The following is a 23,817-nucleotide window of genomic DNA, read 5'->3' on the forward strand; positions in this document are numbered from 1 at the left end:
CCCGAAGGGCGGCGGGAGTCCGACGACGGGACCGGGCGGGGGCGCGGCCGGTCCGCGGCCGGCCGCCCGCCGCAAGGCGGCCGGGATCGAGCGGTTCGGACGGCCCGTAGGATGCCCGCTGCTCGTTTCGCCGCGGATGCCGCATCCTTGGAGGTGTGGAGTCTCTCGGGGACGAGTCGGTCGAGCGGAAGGGGAGGGCGCAGGGAATGAGTGCCGGCGCACCTACTCATAACGCTTCGGTGCACAACCACGGACGCGATGCGACGGACCGTACGGCCGCAAGGCACCATGGACCGATGCGCGACGACGAGGCGGGCACGGCCCAAGGGGCGATCGGTGCGCTCGTGCATCGCGCTGTGGACGGGGACGAGCAGGCCACGCACGACCTGCTCGCTCATGTCCACCCCCTCGCGCTGCGCTACTGCCGCACCCGTCTGTCCCGGCTGCCCGGCGACGCACGTCACTTCGTCGAGGACCTCGCCCAGGAGGTCTGCGTAGCGGTCCTGCTCGCCCTGCCCCGCTACCGGGACACCGGCCGCCCCTTCGAGGCGTTCGTCTTCGCCATCGCCTCGCACAAGGTCGCCGACCTCCAGCGCGCCGCGATGCGCCACCCCGGTTCGACGGCCGTCCCCTCGGACGAGATGCCCGAGCGCGCGGACGACTCCCTGGGACCCGAGGAGCGCGCGCTGCTCAGCAGTGACGCCGAATGGGCCAAGAAACTGCTGGCCAACCTCCCGGAGAACCAGCGCGAACTGCTGCTGCTGAGGATCGCCGTGGGCTTGACCGCGGAGGAAACGGGACAGATGTTGGGAATGTCACCCGGCGCCGTGCGGGTGGCCCAGCACCGGGCGCTGAGCCGGCTGCGCGCGCTCGCCGAGCAGTAACAGCCTTGTGCGGAGCCTTCGTAGCTCCCCTTTGTGAACAGGCGCGCGTTCGTTTCCGTACGAACATACGAAGCCTGAAGTCACTCCACACCGTGGAATTTGCTAGCCATGCTTCCCGTTAGCATGGACATCCGCACCGATCAAGGCCATTTGGGGAAGGTGTCATGACTGCCAACGTCGACGGAGTGCCCGGAAAATTCGCGACACTCGGGCTGACCTACGACGACGTGCTGCTGCTGCCGGGCGCCTCCGAGGTGCTTCCCAACGCGGTCGACACCTCGTCCCGTATCTCTCGCAACGTTCGGGTCAACATCCCGCTGCTGTCGGCGGCGATGGACAAGGTGACCGAGTCCCGCATGGCGATCGCGATGGCGCGGCTGGGCGGCGTCGGGGTGCTGCACCGCAACCTCTCCGTCGAGGACCAGGTCAACCAGGTCGACCTGGTGAAGCGGTCCGAGTCCGGCATGGTCAGCGACCCGATCACGGTGCACCCCGAGGCCACGCTCGCCGACGCGGACGCGCTGTGCGCCAAGTTCCGCATCAGCGGTGTCCCGGTCACCGACCCGGCCGGCAAGCTGCTGGGCATCGTCACCAACCGTGACATGGCCTTCGAGAGCGACCGCACGCGCCAGGTCCGCGAGGTCATGACGCCGATGCCGCTGGTCACCGGCAAGGTCGGTACCTCCGGCGTCGAGGCGATGGAGCTGCTGCGCAAGCACAAGATCGAGAAGCTTCCGCTGGTCGACGAGGCGGGCATCCTCAAGGGCCTGATCACGGTCAAGGACTTCGTCAAGGCGGAGCAGTACCCCAACGCCGCCAAGGACTCCGAGGGCCGGCTGCTCGTCGGTGCCGCCGTCGGCGCCAGCCCCGAGGCGCTGGAGCGCGCCCAGGCGCTCGCCGAGGCCGGTGTGGACTTCCTGGTCGTCGACACCTCGCACGGCCACAACAGCAACGCCCTCAGCTGGATGTCGAAGATCAAGTCCAGCGTGAACGTCGACGTGATCGGCGGCAACGTCGCCACCCGTGACGGCGCCCAGGCGCTGATCGACGCCGGTGTCGACGGCATCAAGGTCGGTGTCGGCCCGGGCTCGATCTGCACCACCCGGGTGGTCGCCGGTATCGGTGTCCCGCAGGTCACCGCCATCTACGAGGCCTCCCTCGCCGCCCGCCCGGCGGGCATCCCGCTGATCGGCGACGGCGGTCTGCAGTACTCCGGCGACATCGGCAAGGCGCTCGCCGCCGGCGCCGACACGGTCATGCTGGGCAGCCTGCTCGCGGGCTGTGAGGAGTCCCCGGGCGAGCTGCTCTTCATCAACGGCAAGCAGTTCAAGTCGTACCGCGGCATGGGGTCGCTGGGCGCCATGCAGTCCCGCGGCCAGGGCAAGTCGTACTCGAAGGACCGCTACTTCCAGGCCGAGGTCGCCACCGACGACAAGCTCGTGCCCGAGGGCGTCGAGGGCCAGGTGCCCTACCGCGGCCCGCTGGCCAACGTCCTGCACCAGCTCGTCGGCGGACTGCGCCAGACCATGGGCTACGTGGGCGCCGCCACCATCGAGGAGATGGAGTCCAAGGGCCGCTTCGTGCGGATCACCTCGGCGGGCCTGAAGGAGAGCCACCCGCACGACATCCAGATGACGGTCGAGGCGCCGAACTACAGCGCCAAGCGGTGAGGCGTCCGCGCGCGTGACATGGCCGAGGGCGGTCCCGGAGCTTCCGGGGCCGCCCTCGGCGCACCTGCCAAGCGGCGCCGCCGTGGCCGTCGGCGATACTGGAAGACGCTGAAACGCAGAGGGAAAGGCCACAGACGTGACTGAGATCGAGATCGGGCGCGGCAAGCGCGGCCGCAGGGCGTACGCCTTCGACGACATCGCCGTCGTCCCCAGCCGCCGTACGCGGGATCCGAAGGAGGTCTCGATCGCCTGGCAGATCGACGCCTACCGCTTCGAGCTGCCCTTCCTGGCCGCCCCCATGGACTCGGTCGTCTCCCCGGCCACCGCGATCCGCATCGGCGAGCTCGGCGGCCTGGGCGTGCTCAACCTCGAAGGCCTGTGGACGCGGCACGAGGACCCGCAGCCGCTGCTCGACGAGATCGCCGAGCTGGACGTGGAGTCGGCCACCCGCCGCCTCCAGGAGATCTACGCGGCTCCCATCAAGGAGGAGCTGATCGGCGCGCGCATCAAGGAGGTGCGCGACTCCGGCGTGGTCACGGCGGCCGCGCTCTCCCCGCAGCGCACCGCCCAGTTCTCCAAGGCGGTCGTGGACGCGGGAGTGGACATCTTCGTCATCCGCGGTACGACGGTCTCCGCGGAGCACGTCTCGTCCTCGCACGAGCCGCTGAACCTGAAGCAGTTCATCTACGAGCTGGACGTCCCGGTGATCGTCGGCGGCTGCGCCACCTACACCGCCGCCCTGCACCTGATGCGCACCGGCGCGGCCGGCGTCCTGGTCGGCTTCGGCGGCGGCGCCGCGCACACCACGCGCAACGTGCTCGGCATCCAGGTCCCGATGGCCACCGCCGTCGCCGACGTGGCCGCGGCCCGCCGCGACTACATGGACGAGTCCGGCGGCCGGTACGTGCACGTGATCGCGGACGGCGGCGTCGGCTGGTCCGGCGACCTCCCGAAGGCGATCGCCTGCGGTGCCGACTCCGTGATGATGGGCTCCCCGCTCGCCCGTGCCACGGACGCGCCCGGAAAGGGCCACCACTGGGGCATGGAGGCGGTCAACGAGGAGCTGCCCCGCGGCAAGAAGGTCGACCTGGGCACGGTCGGCACGATCGAGGAGATCCTCACCGGCCCGTCCCACACCCCGGACGGCTCGATGAACTTCTTCGGCGCCCTGCGCCGCGCCATGGCCACCACCGGCTACAGCGAGCTCAAGGAGTTCCAGCGGGTCGAGGTCACGGTGGCGGACAGCCAGCACAAGCGCTGACCCGTACGACGCGAAGGGCCCGTCCACCGGTGCGGTGGGCGGGCCCTTTCCCTTGCGGGGGAGGCGTTACGCGGCGGCCTTGCGGGCGCCGGAGAACGCGGCGAACGCGGCGATGCCGAAGAAGGCGAAGGTGAGCGGGTCCGCGCCCTTCTTCCAGACCTCCTGGACGCCGTCGAAGTGATCGAAGAACACCTCGGAGAAGTTCAGGTGGAACTGGTCGGTGATCATCATCGCGTCGCCGACCAGCTGGCCGAGGTAGACGGCGCCCAGCGCGAGGACGGCGCTGACGATGGCGATGGCGGGGTTACGGCCGCCGATCTTGCCGGCCGCGGCACCGATCACGTAGCCGACGCCGATCGCGGCCCAGCCGATCTCGTGCTCGGTGAGACCGATGACGACGCCGTAGAGGGCGGCCGCGACCAGGGCGCCGGCGACCGCGGCGACCAGGCCGAGGACGAGGTTGTCCCGGCCGGGCGCGGGCGGCACCGGCGGGGCGAACGCGCCCGGCTGCGGGGCGTAGGGCGCACCCGGCGCGTCCGGAGCGCCGGCGGGTGCCTGCTGGGCGTACGGGTTGCCGTCGACCGGACCGGGCTGCGGCGGCTGCGGCGCTGACTGGCTCATGACAGGAATCCCCCCACGGGACAGGGCAAACCGGCCGCGGGGGCCGGTTGTAAAGCTGGATGGTGGGTCGAAGCGGCGCAGGCACGCCTGTGCGACGACTGGGGGAGATTAACAGGCACCACCGACAACGCCCCCGGGTTTTCCCGTTCAGAGCCGGTGCGCGGCCCCCGTCGGCGTCGCCCCGCGCGTGTCCAGCAGCAGCTGCGCCTTCACGGACAGCCCCTGCATGTCGTACGTCCGGTGCTGCTGGAGCAGGATCGTCAGGTCGGCGTCGGCCGCCGCCTCGTAGAGGGAGTCCGCGCGCGGGACCGGGCGCCCCAGGACGCTCCAGGAGGCCACGTGCGGGTCGTGGTAGCTGACGGAGGCCCCCAGTTCCATCAACTGGATCGCGAGCTCCTGGGCGGGGGTGCCCTGCAGGTCGGCGAGGTCGGCCTTGTAGGTGATGCCCAGCAGCAGCACGCGCGCGCCGCGGGCCGACTTCCCGTGCTCGTTGAGGAGCGCGGCGGCGCGCTGGACGACGTACCGGGGCATGCGGCTGTTGACCTGCTGGGCCAGTTCCACCATGCGCAGGGTGCGCCCCGGGGTGTTCGTCAGGTCCTGCGGGACGCCGTGGCCGCCGACGCCGGGGCCCGGCCGGAACGCCTGGAAGCCGAACGGCTTGGTCTCCGCGCAGCGGATGACGTCCCACAGGTCGACGCCCAAGTCGTGGCACAGCACGGCCATCTCGTTGACGACCGCGATGTTGACGTGCCGGAAGTTCGTCTCCAGGAGCTGCACCGTCTCCGCCTCGCGCAGCCCGCGCGCGCGGACCACCTTGTCGGTGAGGCGCGCGTAGAAGGCGGCTGCGGACTCGGTGCAGGCCGGGGTGAGGCCGCCGATCACCTTGGGGGTGTTGCCCGGGGTGAAGTCGCGGTTGCCGAGGTCGACGCGGCTGGGCGAGTAGGCCAGGTGGAAGTCGCGGCCCGCGCGCAGCCCCGAGCCCTTCTCCAGCAGGGGACGCAGGAACTCCTCAGTCGTGCCCGGGTGTACGGGCGACTCCAGGATGACGGTCGTGTGCGGGCGCAGCCGCTCGGCCAGGGTGCGGGCGGCCGCCTCCACCTGGGCGAGGTCGAGTCCGCCGTCCGCGCCGCGCGGGGTCGGCGCGCAGATCACCGCGGTGCGCACCCGCCCCAGTCCGGAGGGGTCGGTGGCCTGCCGGAAGCCCTTGGCGAGCATCCGGCGCAGTTCGGCGGGACTGAGGGAGCCGGCCTCGGGCCCGGTGGCGTAACCGACCGTGGGGATGCCGGCGGCCACGGCGGCCTGGGCGAGGGGCAGGCCGTAGGGACCGAGGCCGATGACGGCGAGGTCTGCGGGCATGGCGGGGGGCCGTCCTTCCCAGTAACCGACGCGGGGCAGGTGCGCAAGCCCTGTGGACAGGAGGGACCAGCGCACTGTCAGACTAGGAGTAAATATGACCGTTTTGCGGGATTGATTTCTTGTGTCGTCTCGTGGTCTTCGGCTGGTCATGAGTCTGTTGTCCACAGGCTGGGGGCGAGTGGTGGCTGAAGTCGGGCAAGCCGGTCAGAATTTGGGCAGGGGGCAGAAGAACCGGGCTTCGCCCACCGGGTGCGGCCGACGCGACCGATGTGATCGACAGCGGGAGGCAGCGGTGAGGACAGCGACACTGGGACCGGCGCAGCGCGCCGAGTCACTGGCGGCCATGGCCGAGCGCGAGCTGGACGTACTGGTCGTGGGCGGCGGAGTGGTCGGCGCCGGAACGGCGCTGGACGCGGCGACCCGTGGCCTGTCCACCGGGCTGGTCGAGGCCCGTGACTGGGCGTCCGGCACCTCCAGCAGGTCGAGCAAGCTGATCCACGGCGGACTGCGCTATCTGGAGATGCTCGACTTCGCGCTCGTCCGCGAGGCCCTCAAGGAACGCGGCCTGCTGCTCGAACGCCTCGCCCCGCACCTGGTCAAGCCCGTCCCGTTCCTCTACCCGCTCCAGCACAAGGGCTGGGAGCGCCTGTACGCCGGTTCCGGCGTCGCGCTCTACGACACCATGTCGATGGCCCGCGGCCACGGCCGGGGACTCCCCATGCATCGCCACCTGAGCCGCCATCAGGCCCTGCGCGTGGCCCCCGCGCTGCGCAAGGACGCCCTCGTCGGCGCGCTCCAGTACTACGACGCCCAGATGGACGACGCGCGCTATGTGGCGACGCTGGTGCGCACGGCGGTGTCGTACGGCGCGAAGGCCGCCAACCGCGCGCGCGTGACGGGCTTCCTGCGCGAGGGCGAACGGGTCGTCGGCGCCCGGGTGCAGGACGTGGAGGGCGGCGGCGAGTACCAGATCCACGCCAAGCAGATCGTCAACGCCACCGGCGTGTGGACCGACGACACCCAGGCGATGGTGGGGGAGCGGGGACAGTTCCACGTCCGCGCCTCCAAGGGCATCCACCTGGTCGTCCCCAAGGACCGCATCCACTCCACCACCGGGCTGATCCTGCGCACCGAGAAGTCCGTCCTGTTCGTCATCCCGTGGGGCCGCCACTGGATCGTCGGTACGACCGACACCGAGTGGGACCTGGACAAGGCCCACCCGGCCGCGTCCAGCGCCGACATCGACTACGTGCTGGAACATGTGAACTCGGTGCTCGCGGTGCCCCTTTCCCGCGACGACGTGCAGGGTGTGTACGCGGGACTGCGGCCGCTGCTCGCCGGCGAGTCCGACGCCACCAGCAAGTTGTCCCGCGAGCACACGGTGGCCCATCCGGTGCCGGGCCTCGTGGTCGTCGCGGGCGGCAAGTACACGACGTACCGGGTGATGGCCAAGGACGCGGTCGACGAGGCGGTGCACGGCCTCGACATGCGCGTCGCCGAATGCGTCACCGAGGAGATCCCGCTGCTGGGCGCGGAGGGCTACCGGGCGATGTGGAACGCGCGGGCGCGGATCGCCGCGCGTACGGGGCTGCACGTGGTGCGCGTGGAGCATCTGCTGAACCGGTTCGGCTCGATGGCGGAGGAGGTCCTCGACCTCATCGCCTCCGACCACTCCCTGGGTGAGCCGTTGCAGGCCGCCGACGACTATCTGCGCGCGGAGGTCGTGTACGCCGCCTCGCACGAGGGTGCCCGGCACCTGGACGACGTGCTCACCCGCCGCACCCGCATCTCCATCGAGACCTTCGACCGCGGCACCCGCTGCGCCCGTGAGGCCGCCGAGCTGATGGCACCCGTCCTCGGCTGGGACAAGGACCAGATCGAGCGCGAGGTCGAGCACTACGAGAAGCGGGTGGAGGCCGAGCGCGAGTCCCAGCTCCAGCCGGACGACCAGACGGCGGACGCGGCGCGGTTGGGCGCGCCGGACATCGTGCCGCTCTGAGCCGTCGCACGGGGCCTTCACTCGTACGAGTGCCGTGAAGCGGGATATTCGTTCGGAATTGGCTCGTTCTACAGAGTGCGGGGGTGGAACTCGGAGGCGAGTGACGCGGGTTCGCGGGGCGGGTCCGCGCTCGTGCTCGTGTCCGTGCCGGTGCCCGTGTGTACGCGGAAGGTGACGAGACGGCGCCCCTGGGGCGGGCCGGGGCCGCCGAAATGACCGCTCGTGCCCGAAGTGGCCGACATGGACCGCCCATCACTGGTTCAGACCATCGTCCACGCAAACGGAACGCTCGCTTCAGTTGGAGCCCCGTGGCGCGGGTCCGCCGGAGGGCGACGGGCACCCTGGGCGCTGGGCACTTGTCGGGTGAGGGACAATGGAGGCTCTGTCAGGGCGGGTTGCATGAGGGGACGCATGTCGGAGGCGGAGCGGGCGGGGACATCCCGTCAGGACACTCGTCAGGACAAGAGCGAGCGTCTTCTCGCCGGTCGGTACCGGCTGGGGGACGTGCTCGGCCGGGGCGGCATGGGCACGGTCTGGCGTGCCGAGGACGAGACCCTCGGCCGGACGGTCGCGGTCAAGGAGCTGCGCTTCCCGTCGAACATCGACGACGACGAGAAGCGGCGCCTGATCACGCGCACCCTGCGCGAGGCCAAGGCGATCGCCCGGATCCGCAACAACAGCGCGGTGACGGTCTTCGACGTGGTCGACGAGGACGACCGGCCGTGGATCGTGATGGAACTCGTCGAGGGCAAGTCGCTCGCCGAGGTCATCCGGGAGGACGGCCTGCTGGAGCCGCGGCGCGCCGCCGAGGTCGGGCTCGCCATCCTCGACGTGCTGCGTTCCGCCCACCGCGAGGGCATCCTGCACCGTGACGTCAAACCGTCCAACGTGCTCATCGCCGAGGACGGCCGGGTCGTGCTCACCGACTTCGGCATCGCGCAGGTCGAGGGCGACCCGTCCATCACCTCCACCGGCATGCTCGTCGGCGCCCCCTCCTACATCTCCCCGGAACGCGCCCGGGGTCACAAGCCCGGACCGGCCGCCGACCTGTGGTCGCTCGGCGGTCTGCTGTACGCGTCGGTCGAGGGTGTGCCGCCGTACGACAAGGGGTCGGCGATTGCGACGCTGACCGCCGTCATGACCGAGCCCCTGGAGGAGCCCAAGAACGCGGGCCCGCTCCGGGACGTCATCTACGGCCTGCTCACCAAGGACCCGGCCAAGCGGCTGGACGACGCGGGCGCCCGTGCCCTGCTCGACACGGTGCTCCGCGCGCCCGAGCCGCAGGAGTTGGACGCGACGCGTGTCGTGCCGCTGCCGGTCCAGCCCGACGGATCCAAGAGCAAGGGCGGTGTGGACGAGGGCGGTCCGGCCGGGGGCAAGCGGGGCGAGGAGGCCGCGGAGAAGCTGCGCGGCGCGCTGCGTTCCGTGCGCAAGGCTGCCGGGGCCGCCACCTCGGCGGCGGCGACGCGCACGAAGAGCGGCAGTGGCGCCGCGAGTGTGGAGAGCGCGAACGCCTCCGGTGCCGGCGGGAGTCCGGCCGCCGGGGGCGTGAGCACTGGTGGTGCCGGTGCGGGCGCGGATGCCGGGCGTTCGGGCTCCGCGGCAGTGGCCGGGCCCCGGGTGCCGGGCGGCACCTCCTCCGCGGGCTCGGCCTCGGCTCCGGTGTCGGGGGGTGCGCAGGGCGCCGACTCCGCGAGCGGAAAGCCGAGTTCGGGGTGGCCCGTGGTGCCGCCGCCGGATCTGCCGCCGCGGCCGGTGCCCAAGGCGCCGCTCACCGACGTGGTGCCGAAGCGGACGCTGATGATCATCGTGGTGGTGGTCGTGCTCGCCGTGCTCGGCACCGTGCTGGCCATCGTGTTCAACGGCGACGATGACAACGGCTCGAAGGGCTCCAAGGGGGCCAAGGGCGGCGGCGGTTCGAAGGCCGCGGCGTCGGCGAGCGCGAGCCCCGAGACCAAGAAGGACAAGGGCGCCGGCGCCGGCACGGACGGTGACGGTTCGCCGGCCGCCACGGCGGGTTCGGACACCGGGGCCACGCCGGGGAAGGAGGACGGCGACAAGGGTGCCTCCGACTCCGGTGACCCGGGCGGCGGCGGGCGCGCGTCGGCGGTGTCGACGTACCGGGGCGGCCAGGGGTACTCGATCGGGCTGCCCAAGGGCTGGAAGTTCACCACCGCGAGCTCGGCGGGAGACCGCTTCACCGGCCCCGAGGGACAGAAGCTGCTCGTCGCCTGGACCAGCACGCCCAAGGGCGACCCGGTGACGGACTGGCAGAACCAGGAGCGCGGCATGATCCGCTCCCAGTACCGGAAGATCCGGATAGAGAAGGTCGGTTACCGGGGCTGGAACACGGCCGACTGGGAGTTCACCTACACCGAGGGCGGGACGAAGTACCGCACCATCGACCGCGGGTTCGTGGTCAACGACCACCTCGGATACGCGCTCATGTACACCGCGAAGGCGTCGAACTGGGGAACCGCGCTGCGCAAGGACACGTGGAAGACACTGACGGGGTCCTTCGAACCGAAGAAGTGAGCCCAGGGTCCCGGGTTTGCGGCGGGGAGAATCAGGCATCCCCTCAATGCAGCTTGCCTCCGGCACGTATCGTGAGTGGTTGCGGACCGTACGCATCCAGGTATGGGTACGGAACGGGCCGCGAGGCGAACGGATTTGACCAACCGGGCGGCCGGGGGAGGCAACGTGGACGACTATGCGGGTCGGGTGCTCGCCGACCGCTACCGCCTGCCGCTGCCGCCCACCGACGAGTACGAACTCACCGAGACCCGGGCCTTCGACACCTACAGCGGACAGGAAGTCCTGGTACGGCAGGTGCCGTTGCCGGAGGTCGTCGAGGCGGAGGTGCTCGACGCCGACGGGCTGCCCGAGGGTTTCACGGCGCGTGACCGTGCCGGGCGTCGGCCGCCGACGGCACGGGAGGCGACGCGACGGCCCGCCGACCCGGCGGTGCGGCGCGCGGTGGACGCCGCGCAGGCCGCGGCCCGCATCCCTGATCATCCGCGGCTCGACCAGGTCTTCGACGTGTTCGCCGAGGGCGGCTCGCTGTGGGTCGTCAGCGAGCTCGTGGCCGCGCGTCCGCTGGCCGCGCTGCTCGCCGAGAAGCCGCTGACGCCGTACCGGGCGGCCGAGGTCGCCTCCGACGTGCTGATGGCACTGCGTGTGCTGCACGCCCATGGCTGGGTCCACCGCAACATCACCGCCCGCACGGTCCTCGTCTGCGACGACGGCCGCGTGATGCTGACCGGCCTCGCGGTCGGGGCGGCGGAGGAGGCGCTGTGCGGCTACGACCCGGTACCGGCCCAGGACGGGCCCGCGGGGGCGCCCGGGGAGGGTGACGCCGAGCAGTACGGGCTCGACGGGCCGGGCGGCCCCGGCGACGACGGCCGCTTCCGCGGTGCGGGTGCCCCGGGCGGTGCCGGTGCTCCGGGTACTCCCGTCAGCCCCGGCGGGCTCGGTCGGCCCGGCAGGCAGGGCGGACCCGTCGGCTTCGGCGGGGCGGGTCCCGTGGGGCAGGGCGGTTCCGCCGGCTCCGGTGGGCCGGGTGCCGGTGCCGTGGATCCCGAGGCCGCCCGGCGTGCGGCGATTCAGGCGCGGGCGGCCGGGCAGGTGCCGGTGCCCGGAGCGGACGGGGCCGGTGAGGCCGGGACCACGGGGACGCAGAGCCGTTGGGCGTTGGAGAGCGGCGGGGACATCCGGGCCCAGCGCGCCGGGGCGATCGCCGCCTATCGCGCGGGCGCGCGTGCCGCGGCCCGGGTGCAGGAGGCCCAGCAGAGCGGGCACGCCGCGCTGCCCGGAGCCCGCCCGCCCGCCGAGGACGACACCGACGCCGGCGCGAACGGCTCGGCCCAGTCGTACGCCTCCGGCGGGCGCGCGGATCAGGACCACCGGACCAGCGCCGCGCCCCCCGGCCAGATCGCCGACCCCTACGGCGTGCACGCCGCTCCCTGGCACGGAGCGTCACCGCGCACCGGCCCCGCCGGCACCCCGACGGCCGTCGACGGCGGCCCCCGGCGAACGGCGCTCCCGGCGGGCGGAACCGACCCGGGCACCCACGGCGCCGACACCGGCCCCATGCCCGGCCTCGACGCGGACGGCATGCTCCCCGCTCCCGTCCTTCCCTCGCAGGCGGGCCGCCCCCGCGTCGGGCGCGCAGGTGGTGCGGGTTCCGCGCCCGGCGCCGACGGCCTGCCCCTGCCTCCGAACGCCGTCGCCCCGCATACCGACGCGAACTCGCGCACCGGCGCTCACACCGGCGCCGGCACCCACACCGGCACCCCGTACCCCCCGGCCCGCTGGGACGACCCCGCCGTCGGGCCCCCTCCTCGCCGCGGTCCCGCCACCGCGCTCGCCGCCGAGCGGGCTCGGCACGTGCGGATGACCGTGGTGGGGCCGGTGACCGAGCGGTGGGCGCCGGAGCAGGCCGGGCCGGTGCACGAGAACTGGCAGTTGGCGGCGCCGATCGGGCCCGCGACCGACCTGTGGGCGCTCGGCGCGCTGCTCTTCCGGGCCGTACAGGGACACGCGCCGTATCCGGAGGAGTCGACCGCCGAGCTGGTGCAGTTGGTGTGCGCGGAGCCGCCCGCCTTCGCGGAGGAGTGCGGACCGCTGCGGCCGGTGGTGGAGTCGCTGCTGCGCCAGGACCCCACCGACCGGCTGGACTTCGAGGAACTGCGCGGCTGGCTGCGCTCGCTGGTGCGCTCCGCGCCCGAGCCGGAGGCGGGCACGCATGTCATCGCCGCGCCGCCCGCCGACCCGAGCCGGCTGCCGATCGTGCGCCGGCGCGGCGAACTGGTGCGCAGGCGGCGCGCCGGCCTGCCCGCGACCAGCCCGCACGGCCGGCACAAGCGGTCCCGGCAGGAGGCGAAGTCCCCGCGCAGCCTGGGCCGTACGCTCCTGCTGCTGATCCTGCTCCTGCTGGCGGGCGCGGTCGCGTACGCCATGCTGTTCATGCCGAAGGCACACCGCGACGGCGCGGCGAGCGGCGACCGCACGGGGTCCGCGGGCGCGGCGAGTGAGGCCCCCTCCGGCGCCGCGCACTCGGCCAAGCCGTCCGAGCCGAGCGGGCAGACCTCGCCGAGCACTGACCCGGACCCGTCCCAGTCGGCCCCCTCGACCGAGACACAGACCACCGGCGACCCCTCCGTCGCCGACGGCTTCACCCTGCGCAAGGACCCCGAGGGTTTCCGGCTCGCCGTCGCCAAGGGCTGGGACCGTACGCCCAAGAACGGGCTCGGGCAGGTGGTGTACGCGCACGGTGACTTCGAGCTCATCGTCGTACCGGGGCGGGACAGCGCGTCGAAGTACGGCAGCGACCCCATGGCCTACCAGCGGGACAAGGAGAACGAGCTGCAGCCCTACCGCGACTCCAGCTGGGCCACGGCCACCGGCCTCAGAACCATAGAGGTGGGGGGACGGACCATGGCGGAGGGGCAGTTCACCTGGACCGACGCCCAGGGACGCGACCTGTTCGTCCGCAACATCGCGATCCTGCTCGACGGCCGCTACCACGTGGTCCAGGTCCGTGGCCCGGAGGCCCAGCGGGACGAGGTGACCCGGCTGTACGAGCAGGCTTCGGCGACCTACCAGTACTCCGGTTGAACCGGTCCGCCCCCACTTGCGTCCTTTCCTCGGGAGGCGACAACCGTCACAGTGCGGTTTCCTTGGCACCCCCCTGGTTCCCAGTCGGGAACCAGATCCTTAGTCTGACCCTGTCAAGAGCATTGCGGGGCAACGTGAATCAGATGCAGGGCCTGCTCATCGCGGGCCGCTACCGGCTGGCCGACTCCATCGGCAGCGGCGGCATGGGCCGGGTGTGGCGCGCCCACGACGAGGTGCTGCACCGTGCTGTCGCCATCAAGGAGTTGACCGCGGCGCTCTATGTGTCCGACAGCGACCGGGCCGTTCTCCTGGCGCGCACCCGGTCCGAGGCCCGCGCCGCCGCGCGCATCAACCACTCCGCCGTCGTGACCATTCACGACGTGCTGGAACACGACGGCCGTCCGTGGATCGTCATGGAACTGGTCGAGGGCAACTCGCTGGCCGACGAGGTCAAGGAGAGCGGACGGGTCGAGGCGCGGGAGGCCGCGCGCATCGGGCTGTGGGTGCTGCGGGCGCTGCGCGCCGCGCACTCCGCCGGCGTGCTGCACCGTGACGTCAAACCGGGCAACGTCCTGATAGGCCAGGACGGCCGGGTCCTGCTCACCGACTTCGGCATCGCCCAGATCGAGGGCGACACCACCATCACCCGTACGGGAGAGGTCGTCGGCTCGGTCGACTACCTCGCGCCCGAGCGGGTACGCGGCCACGACCCGGGCCCGTCCTCCGACCTGTGGGCGCTCGGCGCGACGCTGTACACGGCGGTGGAGGGCCGCTCGCCGTTCCGCCGCACCTCGCCGATCAGCACGATGCAGGCGGTCGTCGAGGAGGAGGCCGCCGAGCCGCAGTACGCCGGTCCGCTCGGGTCCGTCATCACCGCCCTGCTGCGCAAGGATCCGGCCCATCGGCCGAGCGCGGAGGAGGCCGAGCAGATGCTCGCCGAGGCGGCGGAGGGCCGTCGGCCGAGCGCGGCGCAGGCGTTCGTGCCGACCCAGAACCTGGGTCCGGACGCGGGGAGCCGGACCGGGTACGGCTCCGGTTCCGGATCCGGCACGGGGACCGGCCCTCAGTACACCTCCGGAACCGGCTTCCCGTACGGCGGCGAGACGGCGACGCCGACGCCGTCGCACGCCTCCGCGGCGCCGACGGTGGTCGGACCCCCGGCCGCCCCGGCCCCGGGCCCCGCCCGCCGCCCGCGCCGCACCCGCCGCCTCCGTACGCTCGCCCTCGTCGTCGCCTTCGCCGCGGTGCTCGGTGGCGCGGCCGCGGTGGGCTGGCAGAAGTGGGACTCGTCGCAGCGGCAGAACAGTCAGGACAGCGGCGGGGCCGACTCGGGTCCGGCCCCCGCGGATTCGGCCACCGCCACCCCGTCCCAGGACGGCGCCGTCCCCGACAACTGGGTCTCCCGCACCGACCCGCTCGGTTTCGGCCTCTCCCTGCCCAAGGACTGGAAGCGCAAGGTCTACAGCATCAAGGACGACCTCAAGCAGATCGACTACACCCCCGACGGCGGCAAGCACTTCGTCCGCATCGCCATCGACGGGTCACCGGACTTCGCCGACCCCCGCGAGCACCAGCTGGACCTGGAGCAGCAGCTCCAGCGGCTGGTCGACTACCGTCGCGTGGCCCTGGAGGAGAACACCTACCGCGACCGTGTGGGTGCGCGGTGGGAGTACACGTGGACCGCGCTGAGGAAGGACCCGCCGTACGTCCCCGGGCCGCGACACGCCGTCGAGGAGACGTACGTCTCCCGGGAGGGCGTCGAGTACGCGATCTACATGTCCTCGCCCGCGGAGGACTGGGCCACGGCGAGCCAACAGTTCAAGTGGGTGCTGCAGAGCTGGCGGCCGGACGCCGGCTGAGTGGTTGTCCGGTCACCGCCCCGGAGGGAGCCCGTCCGGTGAGGCATGATGGGGCTCATGGGGACCGAGGGGGACGACTTCCGTGTGATCGCGGGCCGTTACCGCCTGGAGGCGCGGCTCGGGCGCGGCGGGATGGGCGTCGTATGGCGGGCGACCGACCAGTTGCTGGGCCGCCGGGTGGCGGTCAAGGAACTCGCCCAGGACGACTCCCTCTCGGACGACGAGGCGCGGCTGCACCGCGACCGTACGCTCCGTGAGGCTCGCGCGGTGGCGCAGTTGAGTCATCCGCACATCATCGTCGTGCACGACGTCGTGGAGCACGACCAACGGCCGTACATCGTCATGGAACTGATCGACGGGGGCTCGCTCGCCGACCGGATCTCGGCGCGCGGCCCGGTCGACGCCGCCGAGGCCGCCCGGATCGGCATCGACCTGCTGAGCGCCCTGCGCACCGCGCACGAGGCCGGTGTCCTGCACCGTGACATCAAGCCCGCCAACGTCCTGGTCGAGTCCGGCACCGACCGTGTCGTCCTCACCGACTTCGGGATCGCGCAGGTCGCGGGGGCCACCACGCTCACCGAGACCGGTTCGTTCGTGGGCTCGCCCGAGTACACCGCGCCCGAGCGGATGTCCGGGCTCAGGACGGGCCCGGAGTCCGACCTGTGGTCGCTCGGGGCGCTGCTGTGCGCGGTGCTCAGCGGCGAGTCGCCGTTTCGCCGCGACTCGCTCGGCGGCATCCTGCACGCCGTCGTCGCCGCCGAGATCCACCCGCCCGCGCAGGCCGCGCCGCTGCTGCCCGTCGTACGGGGCCTGCTGGAGCGCGATCCGGAGCGGCGGCTGGACGCGGCGGAGGCGGAGTTGATGCTGCGCGCGTTCCTGGAGACGGGGCGTACGCCGCAGAGCGGGTCGAGTACGGGGCGTACGCCGCGGCTGGGCACGGGGCGCACGCCCAAACTGCAGATCCCGTACTCGCCGACGCAGCGCAACGTGCCCGTGCCCGAACCGCTCTCGGGAGATCCACGGGCCGGGCGGCGCTCCACGCGCGGCGTGCTCGTCGCGGCGCTGCTGGTCGCCGCGATGGCCGGGGCGGGCGTGTCGGCGGCGGCACTGCTGCTGCGGGGCGCCGGGCACGGGGGCGGCGCGCCGACGAGTTCGGCGCCGGGTACGTCCGCGAGCGCGTCGGCGTCCCCCACACCCACCCCGACCCCCACCACCGCCGCGGCGACCCGCTCGCCTTCCGCGGTGCCCACCGCCGACAAGGGCCATACGGCGCCGTCCGGTTACCGCGTCGCGCAGGATCCGGCGGGTTTCTCGCTCGCCGTGCCCGAGGGTTTCACCCGCAAGGCGCAGGGCGAGCGGATCTTCTACATGTCGCCGGGGAACGTGTTCCGACTCGGCATCAAGGTGTCCGACCCCGAACCGGGCGGCCCCTCGGGCGTGATGCGCCGGGCGGCCGCCAAGGGGCCCGGCTCGAACCCCGGTTACCACGACGGGCGGGTCACCGAGACCACGCACGCCGGACACTCCGCCGCGCTCTGGGAGTTCACCTGGAACGGCTTCAGCGCGGCGGAGGGTCCCCGTCACACGTTCGACCTGTGCTGGGAGGAGGGCGGGCAGCTGTACGACGTGTGGGTCTCGGCCCCGGTGGGCAAGGTGCGCGAGGCGCGGGAGTACTTCGACGTCGCCGTGGACACCTTCTCGGTCACGGCTGTGTGACCGGTTCGTCTTCCCTGTGGCTGCGGACGCTCATGGCGCGATAGTGATGGAGCCATGAGCAGTGACGGGGGAGTCGGCCACGGCGCCGACGACACGACGAGTTTTGTACTGCGACCGCCCGACGCGAAGCCGGCCGCGCATCCGGGCCCTGACCCGGGCCCTCGTCCGGGCTCTCATCCGGGTCCGGTTCTGGACGCGTGGCCGGACCCGCATCCGTACGCGGTGCCCACCCAGGCGGTTCCGACCCCCGCCCAGGACCCCGGCGCCGGACGGCTGATCGCCGGACGCTACCGGCTGCTCGCCAAGCTCGGCCACGGCGGCATGGGCACGGTGTGGCGGGCCAAGGACGAGACGATGGACCGCGAGGTCGCCGTCAAGGAACCGCGGGTCCCGGACCACCTGCCCGAGCGGGAACGCGCCAACGCCTTCGAGCGGATGCGCCGCGAGGCCCGCGCGGCGGCCCGGCTCGACCACCCGGCGGTGGTGAACGTCCACGACGTGGCCGTGGTCGACGGTCGGCCGTGGATCGTGATGGAACTGGTCGACGGCCGCTCCCTCGGCGACGCCCTCCAGGAGGGCACCCTCGACGCACGCGCGGCGGCCGGGATCGGCCTGAAGGTCCTGGGCGCCCTGGAGGCCGCGCACGGCGCGGGCGTCCTGCACCGCGACGTCAAGCCGGACAACGTGCTGCTCGGGCGGCACGACCGGGTCGTCCTCACCGACTTCGGCATCGCGCAGATCGAGGGCGAGACGAACCTGACGGACACCGGCGGCTTCGTCGGCTCCCCCGAGTACATCGCGCCGGAGCGGGTGCTGGGCCAACGACCGGGCCCGGCGAGCGACCTGTGGTCCCTGGGCGTGGTCCTGTACGCGGCCACCGAGGGCGTGTCCCCGTTCCGGCGCAGCAACACCCCCGCCACCCTCCAGTCGGTGCTCAACGCCGCTCCCGCCCCGCCGGCCTCGGCCCGTGGCCCGCTCGCCGAGGTCATCACCGGCCTCCTGCACAAGGATCCGGCCCACCGCCCGGACGCGGCCCGGGTCCGCGCCCTCCTGGAGGCGGCCGCGACCCCGCCCCCGGAGCCCACGCGACTCGTCCCGCGCCCGGAGGGCGCCCGGGGCCGCCGAGGCCTCCGCCTCGGGCGCCTGGCCTGGCTCGGCGCGGGTGCGGCGGTCGTCGCGGCGGCGGTGGCGGCGTACCTGGTGCTCGCCGACCCGTTCGCGGGACCGCTGCCCGACGGCTGGACGCACCGCGCGAACCCGAAGCTGGGCGTGACCCTGACGGTGCCCAAGGCCTACACGCAGGGCAGGCCGGCCAAGGACGACACCGACAGGAACTGGGTCACCTACACCGACCCGAGCGGCGTCGTCCAGATCCGCCTCAACCTGTCGCGGAAGTCCGACGACTCCCTCCACGAGATCAAGAACTCCGCGGCGGCCCAGATGTACGCCGACAACGAGAAGTTCAAGAGCGACGGCGAGTACGCCCTCGCCATGCCCGCGGGCCCCCGGGCCACGCCGGACGACAACGCCACGTACCACGGCAGACCGGCGGCCCGGAACACCGTCGTCTACCGCAGCAGCGACACACAGAACCCGCTCCCGCGCGAGGTCCAGATCTTCTACGTCAGGTCGTCGTCCGGCGACATGTACAAGCTCACCGTCGGCTACCCGGGCAAGGGCGACTTCACGGCCCGGGGCCGTGAGGTGGCGCGGACGGCGATCGCGCACCTGGACGTCACCAAGCCCTGAGCCTCACCGAGCCCTGAGCCTCACGGTGCCGCGCCGGTGCGGTACTTGCCCGGAGTGACCCCGAACTCCCGGCTGAACGCGTGCGAGAGGGCGTACGGGGTGGCGTAGCCGGTCTCGCGGGCCACCGTGGCCAGGGGCGCGTCCGAGGTGCGCAGCCGGGTGGCCGCGAGCGTCAGGCGCCACCACGTCAGATAGGCCATCGGGGGGCGGCCCACCAGGGTCGTGAAGCGGCGGGCGAGGGTGGCGCGGGAGACGCCCGCCTCCGTGGCCAGACGGGCGTTGGTCCAGGGCGCCGCGGGGGCGGCGTGCAGGGCGCGCAGGGCCGCCGTCGTCACCGGGTCGGCCAGCACCGCCGGCCAGGCACCCGCCTCGGCCTCGGTCATCCACGCCCGGACCAGGTAGATCAGGAGCAGGTCCAGCAGGCTCGGCAGGGCGAGGGCGGCGCCCGGGCGGCTGCCGGTCAGTTCCCGGGCCAACAGGTCCACCGCGGAGCGCAGTTCGGGGTGCGCGCCGAACCGGTTGGGCAGATGCACCACCTCCGGCAGCTCCGCCATCAGGGGATGCGTACGGCTGCGGTCCAGGCGGTACTTGCCGCACAGCAGCTCCACCGCGGGGCCGGACCCCGCAGCCCGTACGTCCGCCTCCCGCACCTCCTCGAACGGCACGGCACGCCCGAGCTCCGCCGCGCCGACCGGCCCGTCGGCCAGCACATGCCCGGCCCCGTGCGGCAGCAGCACCACATCGCCCGTGCCCAGCGCCACGGGCTCGCCACCGCCGTCCGGGAGCAGCCGGCAGCCGCCGCCCAGTACGACGTGGAAGCCCGCGCCCTCGTAGGGGGCCAGGCGCACGCACCACTTCCCGGACACGCGCAGCCGGTTGGAGGAGGGCCGGCCCGCGCGGACGGCGGAAATCGCGTCGCTCACCACATCCATGAGACGCAAGCGTATCCACATGAGTCAGTCGGGCATTGGGAAGCTCACCCGGGCGCTCCTAAGGTCCTGTACATGGCTGATGACGCAGTGCAGAGCTTTCTGATCGGGGACGTCGAGGTCCTCCGGATCGTCGAGTACCAAGGCCCGTTCGCGCCCACCCGGGACCTCGTCCCCGGCGTCGGGCCCCATCTGTGGGCCGAGCACGAGGAGCAGCTCGCCCCCGAGCACTGGGACCGCGTGAGCGATCTGACCGTGTCCGCCCTGCAGACCTGGGTGCTGCGCAGCGCTGGGCGCACCGTGCTCGTCGACACGGGCGTGGGGCGGGGACGGGAACGGCCCGGGAACCCGTTGTTCCACCGGCGGGAGGGGGACCTGCCGGGGCGGCTGGAGCGGGCGGGGGTGCGGCCGGACGACGTCGACGTCGTCGTCAACACCCACCTGCACGCCGACCACGTCGGCTGGAACACCCACGACCAGGACGGCGAGTGGGTGCCCACCTTCCGCAACGCCCGGTACCTCCTCCCGGCCGCCGACGACGCCCACTTCGGACCGGAGAACGGCTACGGAGGGGGTAGAGCGGTGGACGACCGGCTCGTGTACGAGGACAGCGTCGCGCCCGTGCACCGGGCCGGGCTCACCGTGCGGTGGGAGGGGGAGCACCGGATCGACGAGCACCTCACCCTGGAAGCCGCGCCCGGACACACGCCGGGGTCGTCGGTGCTCCGGCTGAACTCCCGTGGTGAACAGGCCGTCTTCGTCGGCGATTTGCTGCACAGCCCGGTGCAGGTCCTGCGCCCGGAGTGCAGCAGCTGCTTCTGCCTCGACCCGGACCGGGCGGCAAGGAGCCGCCGACGGGTGCTCGAACGGGCCGCCGAGGAGAACGAGTTGGTGGTCCCGGCGCACTTCGCCGACGCCGGCGCGGTCGAAGTGCGGCGCCAGGGCGGCGGTTTCACCTTCCATCGGCGGGCCGCCTGATCCGCCCGCTTCGACAAGGACGTGGTACGCGCGGTACTCATGGGACATGAGCGATGACGGTGAACGTACGCCCGAGGGACGGCTGCTCGGCGGGCGCTACCGGCTGACCGAGCGCATCGGCTCCGGCGCGACGGGCACCGTATGGCGGGCGCGCGACGAGGCGCAGGGGCGGGACGTCGCCGTCAAGGAACTGCGCCCGGCCGGTGACCCGGAGGGCGAGGGCCACCAGCGGGCCGCCCACCGGCTCGTCCGCGAGGCCCGCGCCGCCGCCCGCGTCGACCATCCCGCCGCCGTCCGTGTCCACGAGGTCGTCGTCGAGGGCTGCGCGGACGGACTTCCCTGGATCGTCATGGAGTTGATCCACGGGGAGTCCCTCCACACGGTCCTCGAACGCGGCCCGCTCCCGCCCGCCGAGGCCGCACGCATCGGGTACGCCGTCCTCGGCGCGCTGCGCGCCGCGCACGCCGTCGGCATCGTGCACCGCGACCTCAAGCCCGCCAACGTCCTGATCGAGTCCGGCACCGGGCGCGTCGTCCTCACGGACTTCGGCATCGGCCACGTCGAGGACGACTCCCCGGACGCCCGCGGCTTCGTCGCGCCCGAGCGGATGTCGGAGCGCGGTGCCGGACCGGCCTCCGACCTGTGGTCCCTGGGCGCGCTGCTACGGGCCGCCGTGGACCCCGCGGGGGAGCGGCCCGACCCCCTCGGGGCACTGCTCACCCGCCTCCTCGCGGAAGAGCCGGAGGCGCGACCGGGGGCGGCGCAGGTCGCGGCGGCGCTGGAGGAACTGGCCGGGGGACCGGCGGCGACGCGCGCACTCGATCACGGTGCCGTGCGGGGAGCCGGGCCCGGGGCGGACCCCGCATCCGTGTCCGGCGCGGCGCCGGGGCGCGCCCCCGAGACCACGTCCGTACCCGGCCCCACCTCCGTGTCCGGTCCCACCCTCATATCCGCCTCCGAGTCGGAGCGCGCCCCCGAGCCCGAGCCCCTCTCCGCCGCCCACCCCGCCCCCCTCCCCGAGCCCGAGGTCATCCCCGCTCCCGCGCCCCACGCGTCCCCCGGCCCACCCGCCGCCGCGCCGCGCCGTCCCCTCCTGACGGCCCTCGGCCTCCTCCTCCCGAAAAAACCTGGAGCGGGCCCCTCGCCGGCTGATCATCCCCGTACAACCCCCTGATCAGCGCATTTCCTGCCAGTGAACACTGGCGGTATGTGAGCACTCCGTGAATCCCCGTTACCGACGGGTACCCAAAGCCTTCACTCCGGCATACCCTGCGCCTCATGACGGACTCGCAGGCCCCGGAAAAGACCGGCACGAATCCCCTCGCTCCCGCCCCCGCAGGGGCCCGTACCGCTGCCGACGTGGTCACCCCCGAGCTGATCGCCCAGCTCACGAAGGGCGTCGTCGGCTCCGGCCGTACCGCCAACCACACGCCGTTCACCGGCGAGAAGCTGGCCGACCTGCCCGAGTCCACCCCCGAGGACGTCCTCAAGGCCTTCGAGGCCGCCCGCGCCGCGCAGGCCGTGTGGGCGAAGCGGCCGGTGCGGGAGCGCGCCGCCGTCCTGCTCCGCTTCCACGACCTGATCCTGGAGCGCCAGGCCGAGGTCCTCGACCTGATCCAGCTGGAGACCGGCAAGGCCCGCCTGCACGCCCACGAGGAGGTGCAGGCCGTCGCCGTCGCCTCCCGGCACTACGGCCGCAGGGCGCCCGCCTACCTCCGGCCCAAGCGGCACGCCGGCGCCATGCCGACCCTGACGAAGGTGACCGAGCTGCGCCACCCGCGCGGTGTCGTCGGCCAGATCGCCCCCTGGAACTACCCCCTCGAACTGTCCGTGGGCGACGCCCTGCCCGCCTTCGTCGCGGGCAACGCGGTCGTGATGAAGCCGGACACCGAGACCTGCCTGACCGCCCTGTGGGCCCGTGACCTGCTCATCGAGTCCGGGCTGCCGCAGGACGTCTTCCAGGTGGTGCTCGGCGAGGGACCGGTCGTCGGACCTGAGGTCGTCAAGCACGCCGACTACGTCTCCTTCACCGGCTCCACCCGCACCGGCCGCGAGGTCGCGCAGGGCGCCGCCGCGCGTCTGGTCGGCGTCTCCCTCGAACTCGGCGGCAAGAACGCCATGCTGGTGCTGGACGACGCCGACATCGAGAAGGCGGCCGCCGGCGCGGTCCGGGCCTGCTTCTCCTCCGCCGGGCAACTGTGCATCTCCATCGAGCGGTTGTACGTCCACGAGTCCGTCGCGGACGCCTTCCTGGAGCGTTTCGCCGCCCGTACGAAGGCCATGCGGCTCGGCAAGTCCCTCGCCTACGGCGCCGACATGGGCTCGCTGGTCGGCGAGCGCCAGCTGGAGACCGTCCGGCGGCACGTGGACGAGGCCGTCGCCAAGGGCGCCAGGGTTGTCGTCGGCGGGGTCGCCCGTCCGGACATCGGCCCGTACTTCTTCGAGCCCACCATCCTCGACGGCGTCGAGGCCCCGATGGCCGTGTGCGCGGAGGAGACCTTCGGCCCGGTCGTCTCGATCTACCGGTTCACGACCGACGACGAGGCGGTCGAGCACGCCAACTCCACGCCGTACGGGCTGAACTCGTCGGTGTGGACGAAGGACGGCCGCCGCGGCCGGGACGTCGCCTCCCGGCTGCGCACCGGCACCGTCAACGTCAACGAGGGCTACGCCCCCGCCTACGGCAGCGTCCAGTCGCCGATGGGCGGCATGAAGGACTCCGGTCTCGGCCGCCGCCACGGCTCCGAGGGCATCCTCAAGTACACCGAGGCCCAGACCGTCGCCCAGCAGCGGCTGCTGCCGATGGCGCCGTCGCTGGGTATGGACGACGAGAAGTACGCGCAGTTCATGAGCCGCAGCCTCCGGCTCATGAAGGCGTTCCGCTTCCGCTAGACAACACCCCGTTCTCAACGAGGAGAGCACGTGTCGCAGGAGAAGGCTGTCCAGACCCGGGACGAGGACGGGTACGACGACGGATACGACTACGACGTCGTCGTGGTCGGATCGGGGTTCGGCGGGTCCGTCACCGCCCTTCGCCTCACCGAGAAGGGCTACCGCGTCGGCGTACTGGAAGCCGGTCGCCGCTTCACCCGCGACACGCTGCCGAAGAACTCGTGGGACCTGAAGAACTACCTGTGGGCCCCGAAGCTCGGCATGTACGGCATCCAGCGCATCCACCT

Annotated in this window: 16 protein-coding genes; 13 read left to right on the plus strand and 3 right to left on the minus strand. The window is 72.7% G+C overall.

All coding sequences use genetic code 11. The features are described 5' to 3' along the window. Window positions 1-296: 296 nt before the first annotated feature. The 3 genes from ACWGKT_RS45850 to ACWGKT_RS45860 all read left to right on the plus strand — a co-directional run bounded on the left by ACWGKT_RS45850 (window position 297) and on the right by ACWGKT_RS45860 (window position 3,815). Window positions 297-884, plus strand: coding sequence for a sigma-70 family RNA polymerase sigma factor (locus tag ACWGKT_RS45850; protein ID WP_235459678.1), 588 nt, complete (start codon window positions 297-299; stop codon window positions 882-884). Between the two features lie 164 nt (window positions 885-1,048). Further along, the gene (gene guaB, locus ACWGKT_RS45855; protein WP_356157889.1) at window positions 1,049-2,554 is read left to right on the plus strand and encodes an IMP dehydrogenase; all 1,506 of its coding nucleotides are present in this window, start codon (window positions 1,049-1,051) and stop codon (window positions 2,552-2,554) included. Window positions 2,555-2,690: 136 nt separating this feature from the next. After that, a complete protein-coding gene (locus ACWGKT_RS45860; protein WP_453278400.1) occupies window positions 2,691-3,815 on the plus strand; it encodes a GuaB3 family IMP dehydrogenase-related protein in 1,125 nt (374 codons plus the stop codon). Window positions 3,816-3,881: 66 nt separating this feature from the next. On the opposite strand, the gene ACWGKT_RS45865 is transcribed toward ACWGKT_RS45860, so the two are convergent. Then, window positions 3,882-4,436: a hypothetical protein gene (locus tag ACWGKT_RS45865; protein WP_453278401.1), complete on the minus strand. Its 555-nt coding sequence runs from the start codon at window positions 4,434-4,436 to the stop codon at window positions 3,882-3,884. A gap of 147 nt (window positions 4,437-4,583) precedes the next feature. Continuing rightward, a complete protein-coding gene (locus ACWGKT_RS45870; protein WP_453278402.1) occupies window positions 4,584-5,792 on the minus strand; it encodes a nucleotide sugar dehydrogenase in 1,209 nt (402 codons plus the stop codon). 292 nt (window positions 5,793-6,084) lie between these two features. Here ACWGKT_RS45870 and ACWGKT_RS45875 point away from each other — a divergent pair, with 292 nt between their 5' ends. The 6 genes from ACWGKT_RS45875 to ACWGKT_RS45900 all read left to right on the plus strand — a co-directional run bounded on the left by ACWGKT_RS45875 (window position 6,085) and on the right by ACWGKT_RS45900 (window position 18,731). Further along, the gene (locus tag ACWGKT_RS45875; RefSeq protein WP_356157901.1) at window positions 6,085-7,791 is read left to right on the plus strand and encodes a glycerol-3-phosphate dehydrogenase/oxidase; all 1,707 of its coding nucleotides are present in this window, start codon (window positions 6,085-6,087) and stop codon (window positions 7,789-7,791) included. Between the two features lie 411 nt (window positions 7,792-8,202). Beyond that, complete coding sequence (locus ACWGKT_RS45880) at window positions 8,203-10,326, plus strand: serine/threonine-protein kinase (RefSeq protein WP_453278403.1); 2,124 nt, start codon at window positions 8,203-8,205, stop codon at window positions 10,324-10,326. Between the two features lie 165 nt (window positions 10,327-10,491). Next, window positions 10,492-13,407, plus strand: a complete 2,916-nt coding sequence (locus tag ACWGKT_RS45885; protein ID WP_453278404.1) for a protein kinase — start codon at window positions 10,492-10,494, stop codon at window positions 13,405-13,407. 143 nt (window positions 13,408-13,550) lie between these two features. Continuing rightward, window positions 13,551-15,266 (plus strand): serine/threonine-protein kinase, encoded by a 1,716-nt coding sequence (locus ACWGKT_RS45890; protein WP_453278405.1) that lies wholly within the window; start codon window positions 13,551-13,553, stop codon window positions 15,264-15,266. Window positions 15,267-15,323: 57 nt separating this feature from the next. Beyond that, a complete protein-coding gene (locus ACWGKT_RS45895) occupies window positions 15,324-16,982 on the plus strand; it encodes a serine/threonine-protein kinase (protein ID WP_453278406.1) in 1,659 nt (552 codons plus the stop codon). Between the two features lie 54 nt (window positions 16,983-17,036). Next, on the plus strand, window positions 17,037-18,731 hold the full coding sequence (locus tag ACWGKT_RS45900) for a serine/threonine-protein kinase (RefSeq protein WP_453278407.1): 1,695 nt from the start codon (window positions 17,037-17,039) through the stop codon (window positions 18,729-18,731). 20 nt (window positions 18,732-18,751) lie between these two features. On the opposite strand, the gene ACWGKT_RS45905 is transcribed toward ACWGKT_RS45900, so the two are convergent. Next, window positions 18,752-19,663 carry an AraC family transcriptional regulator gene (locus tag ACWGKT_RS45905; RefSeq protein WP_453278408.1) on the minus strand — a complete coding sequence of 304 codons (912 nt, stop codon included), beginning with the start codon at window positions 19,661-19,663 and terminating at the stop codon, window positions 18,752-18,754. A gap of 72 nt (window positions 19,664-19,735) precedes the next feature. On the opposite strand from ACWGKT_RS45905, the gene ACWGKT_RS45910 reads away from it, so the two are divergent. The 4 genes from ACWGKT_RS45910 to ACWGKT_RS45925 all read left to right on the plus strand — a co-directional run. Continuing rightward, on the plus strand, window positions 19,736-20,638 hold the full coding sequence (locus ACWGKT_RS45910; protein WP_453278409.1) for an MBL fold metallo-hydrolase: 903 nt from the start codon (window positions 19,736-19,738) through the stop codon (window positions 20,636-20,638). Between the two features lie 46 nt (window positions 20,639-20,684). Next, the gene (locus tag ACWGKT_RS45915; protein WP_453278410.1) at window positions 20,685-21,812 is read left to right on the plus strand and encodes a protein kinase domain-containing protein; all 1,128 of its coding nucleotides are present in this window, start codon (window positions 20,685-20,687) and stop codon (window positions 21,810-21,812) included. Window positions 21,813-21,916: 104 nt separating this feature from the next. Continuing rightward, complete coding sequence (locus ACWGKT_RS45920) at window positions 21,917-23,530, plus strand: succinic semialdehyde dehydrogenase (protein ID WP_356159251.1); 1,614 nt, start codon at window positions 21,917-21,919, stop codon at window positions 23,528-23,530. 30 nt (window positions 23,531-23,560) lie between these two features. Further along, the coding region (locus tag ACWGKT_RS45925; RefSeq protein WP_453278411.1) for an FAD-dependent oxidoreductase at window positions 23,561-23,817 on the plus strand (257 nt) is incomplete at its 3' end.

The sequence above is a fragment of the Streptomyces sp. NPDC054794 genome, assembly GCF_053611585.1.

What these genes read in the sequence shown, in the direction of transcription:
- ACWGKT_RS45850 (WP_235459678.1), top strand. Translation starts at nt 297, where the DNA reads ATGCGCGACGACGAGGCGGGCACGGCCCAAGGGGCGATCGGTGCGCTC.
- guaB (WP_356157889.1), top strand. Translation starts at nt 1,049, where the DNA reads ATGACTGCCAACGTCGACGGAGTGCCCGGAAAATTCGCGACACTCGGG.
- ACWGKT_RS45865 (WP_453278401.1), bottom strand. Translation starts at nt 4,436, where the DNA reads ATGAGCCAGTCAGCGCCGCAGCCGCCGCAGCCCGGTCCGGTCGACGGC.
- ACWGKT_RS45870 (WP_453278402.1), bottom strand. Translation starts at nt 5,792, where the DNA reads ATGCCCGCAGACCTCGCCGTCATCGGCCTCGGTCCCTACGGCCTGCCC.
- ACWGKT_RS45880 (WP_453278403.1), top strand. Translation starts at nt 8,203, where the DNA reads ATGTCGGAGGCGGAGCGGGCGGGGACATCCCGTCAGGACACTCGTCAG.
- ACWGKT_RS45890 (WP_453278405.1), top strand. Translation starts at nt 13,551, where the DNA reads ATGCAGGGCCTGCTCATCGCGGGCCGCTACCGGCTGGCCGACTCCATC.
- ACWGKT_RS45895 (WP_453278406.1), top strand. Translation starts at nt 15,324, where the DNA reads ATGGGGACCGAGGGGGACGACTTCCGTGTGATCGCGGGCCGTTACCGC.
- ACWGKT_RS45900 (WP_453278407.1), top strand. Translation starts at nt 17,037, where the DNA reads ATGAGCAGTGACGGGGGAGTCGGCCACGGCGCCGACGACACGACGAGT.
- ACWGKT_RS45905 (WP_453278408.1), bottom strand. Translation starts at nt 19,663, where the DNA reads ATGGATGTGGTGAGCGACGCGATTTCCGCCGTCCGCGCGGGCCGGCCC.
- ACWGKT_RS45910 (WP_453278409.1), top strand. Translation starts at nt 19,736, where the DNA reads ATGGCTGATGACGCAGTGCAGAGCTTTCTGATCGGGGACGTCGAGGTC.
- ACWGKT_RS45915 (WP_453278410.1), top strand. Translation starts at nt 20,685, where the DNA reads ATGAGCGATGACGGTGAACGTACGCCCGAGGGACGGCTGCTCGGCGGG.
- ACWGKT_RS45920 (WP_356159251.1), top strand. Translation starts at nt 21,917, where the DNA reads ATGACGGACTCGCAGGCCCCGGAAAAGACCGGCACGAATCCCCTCGCT.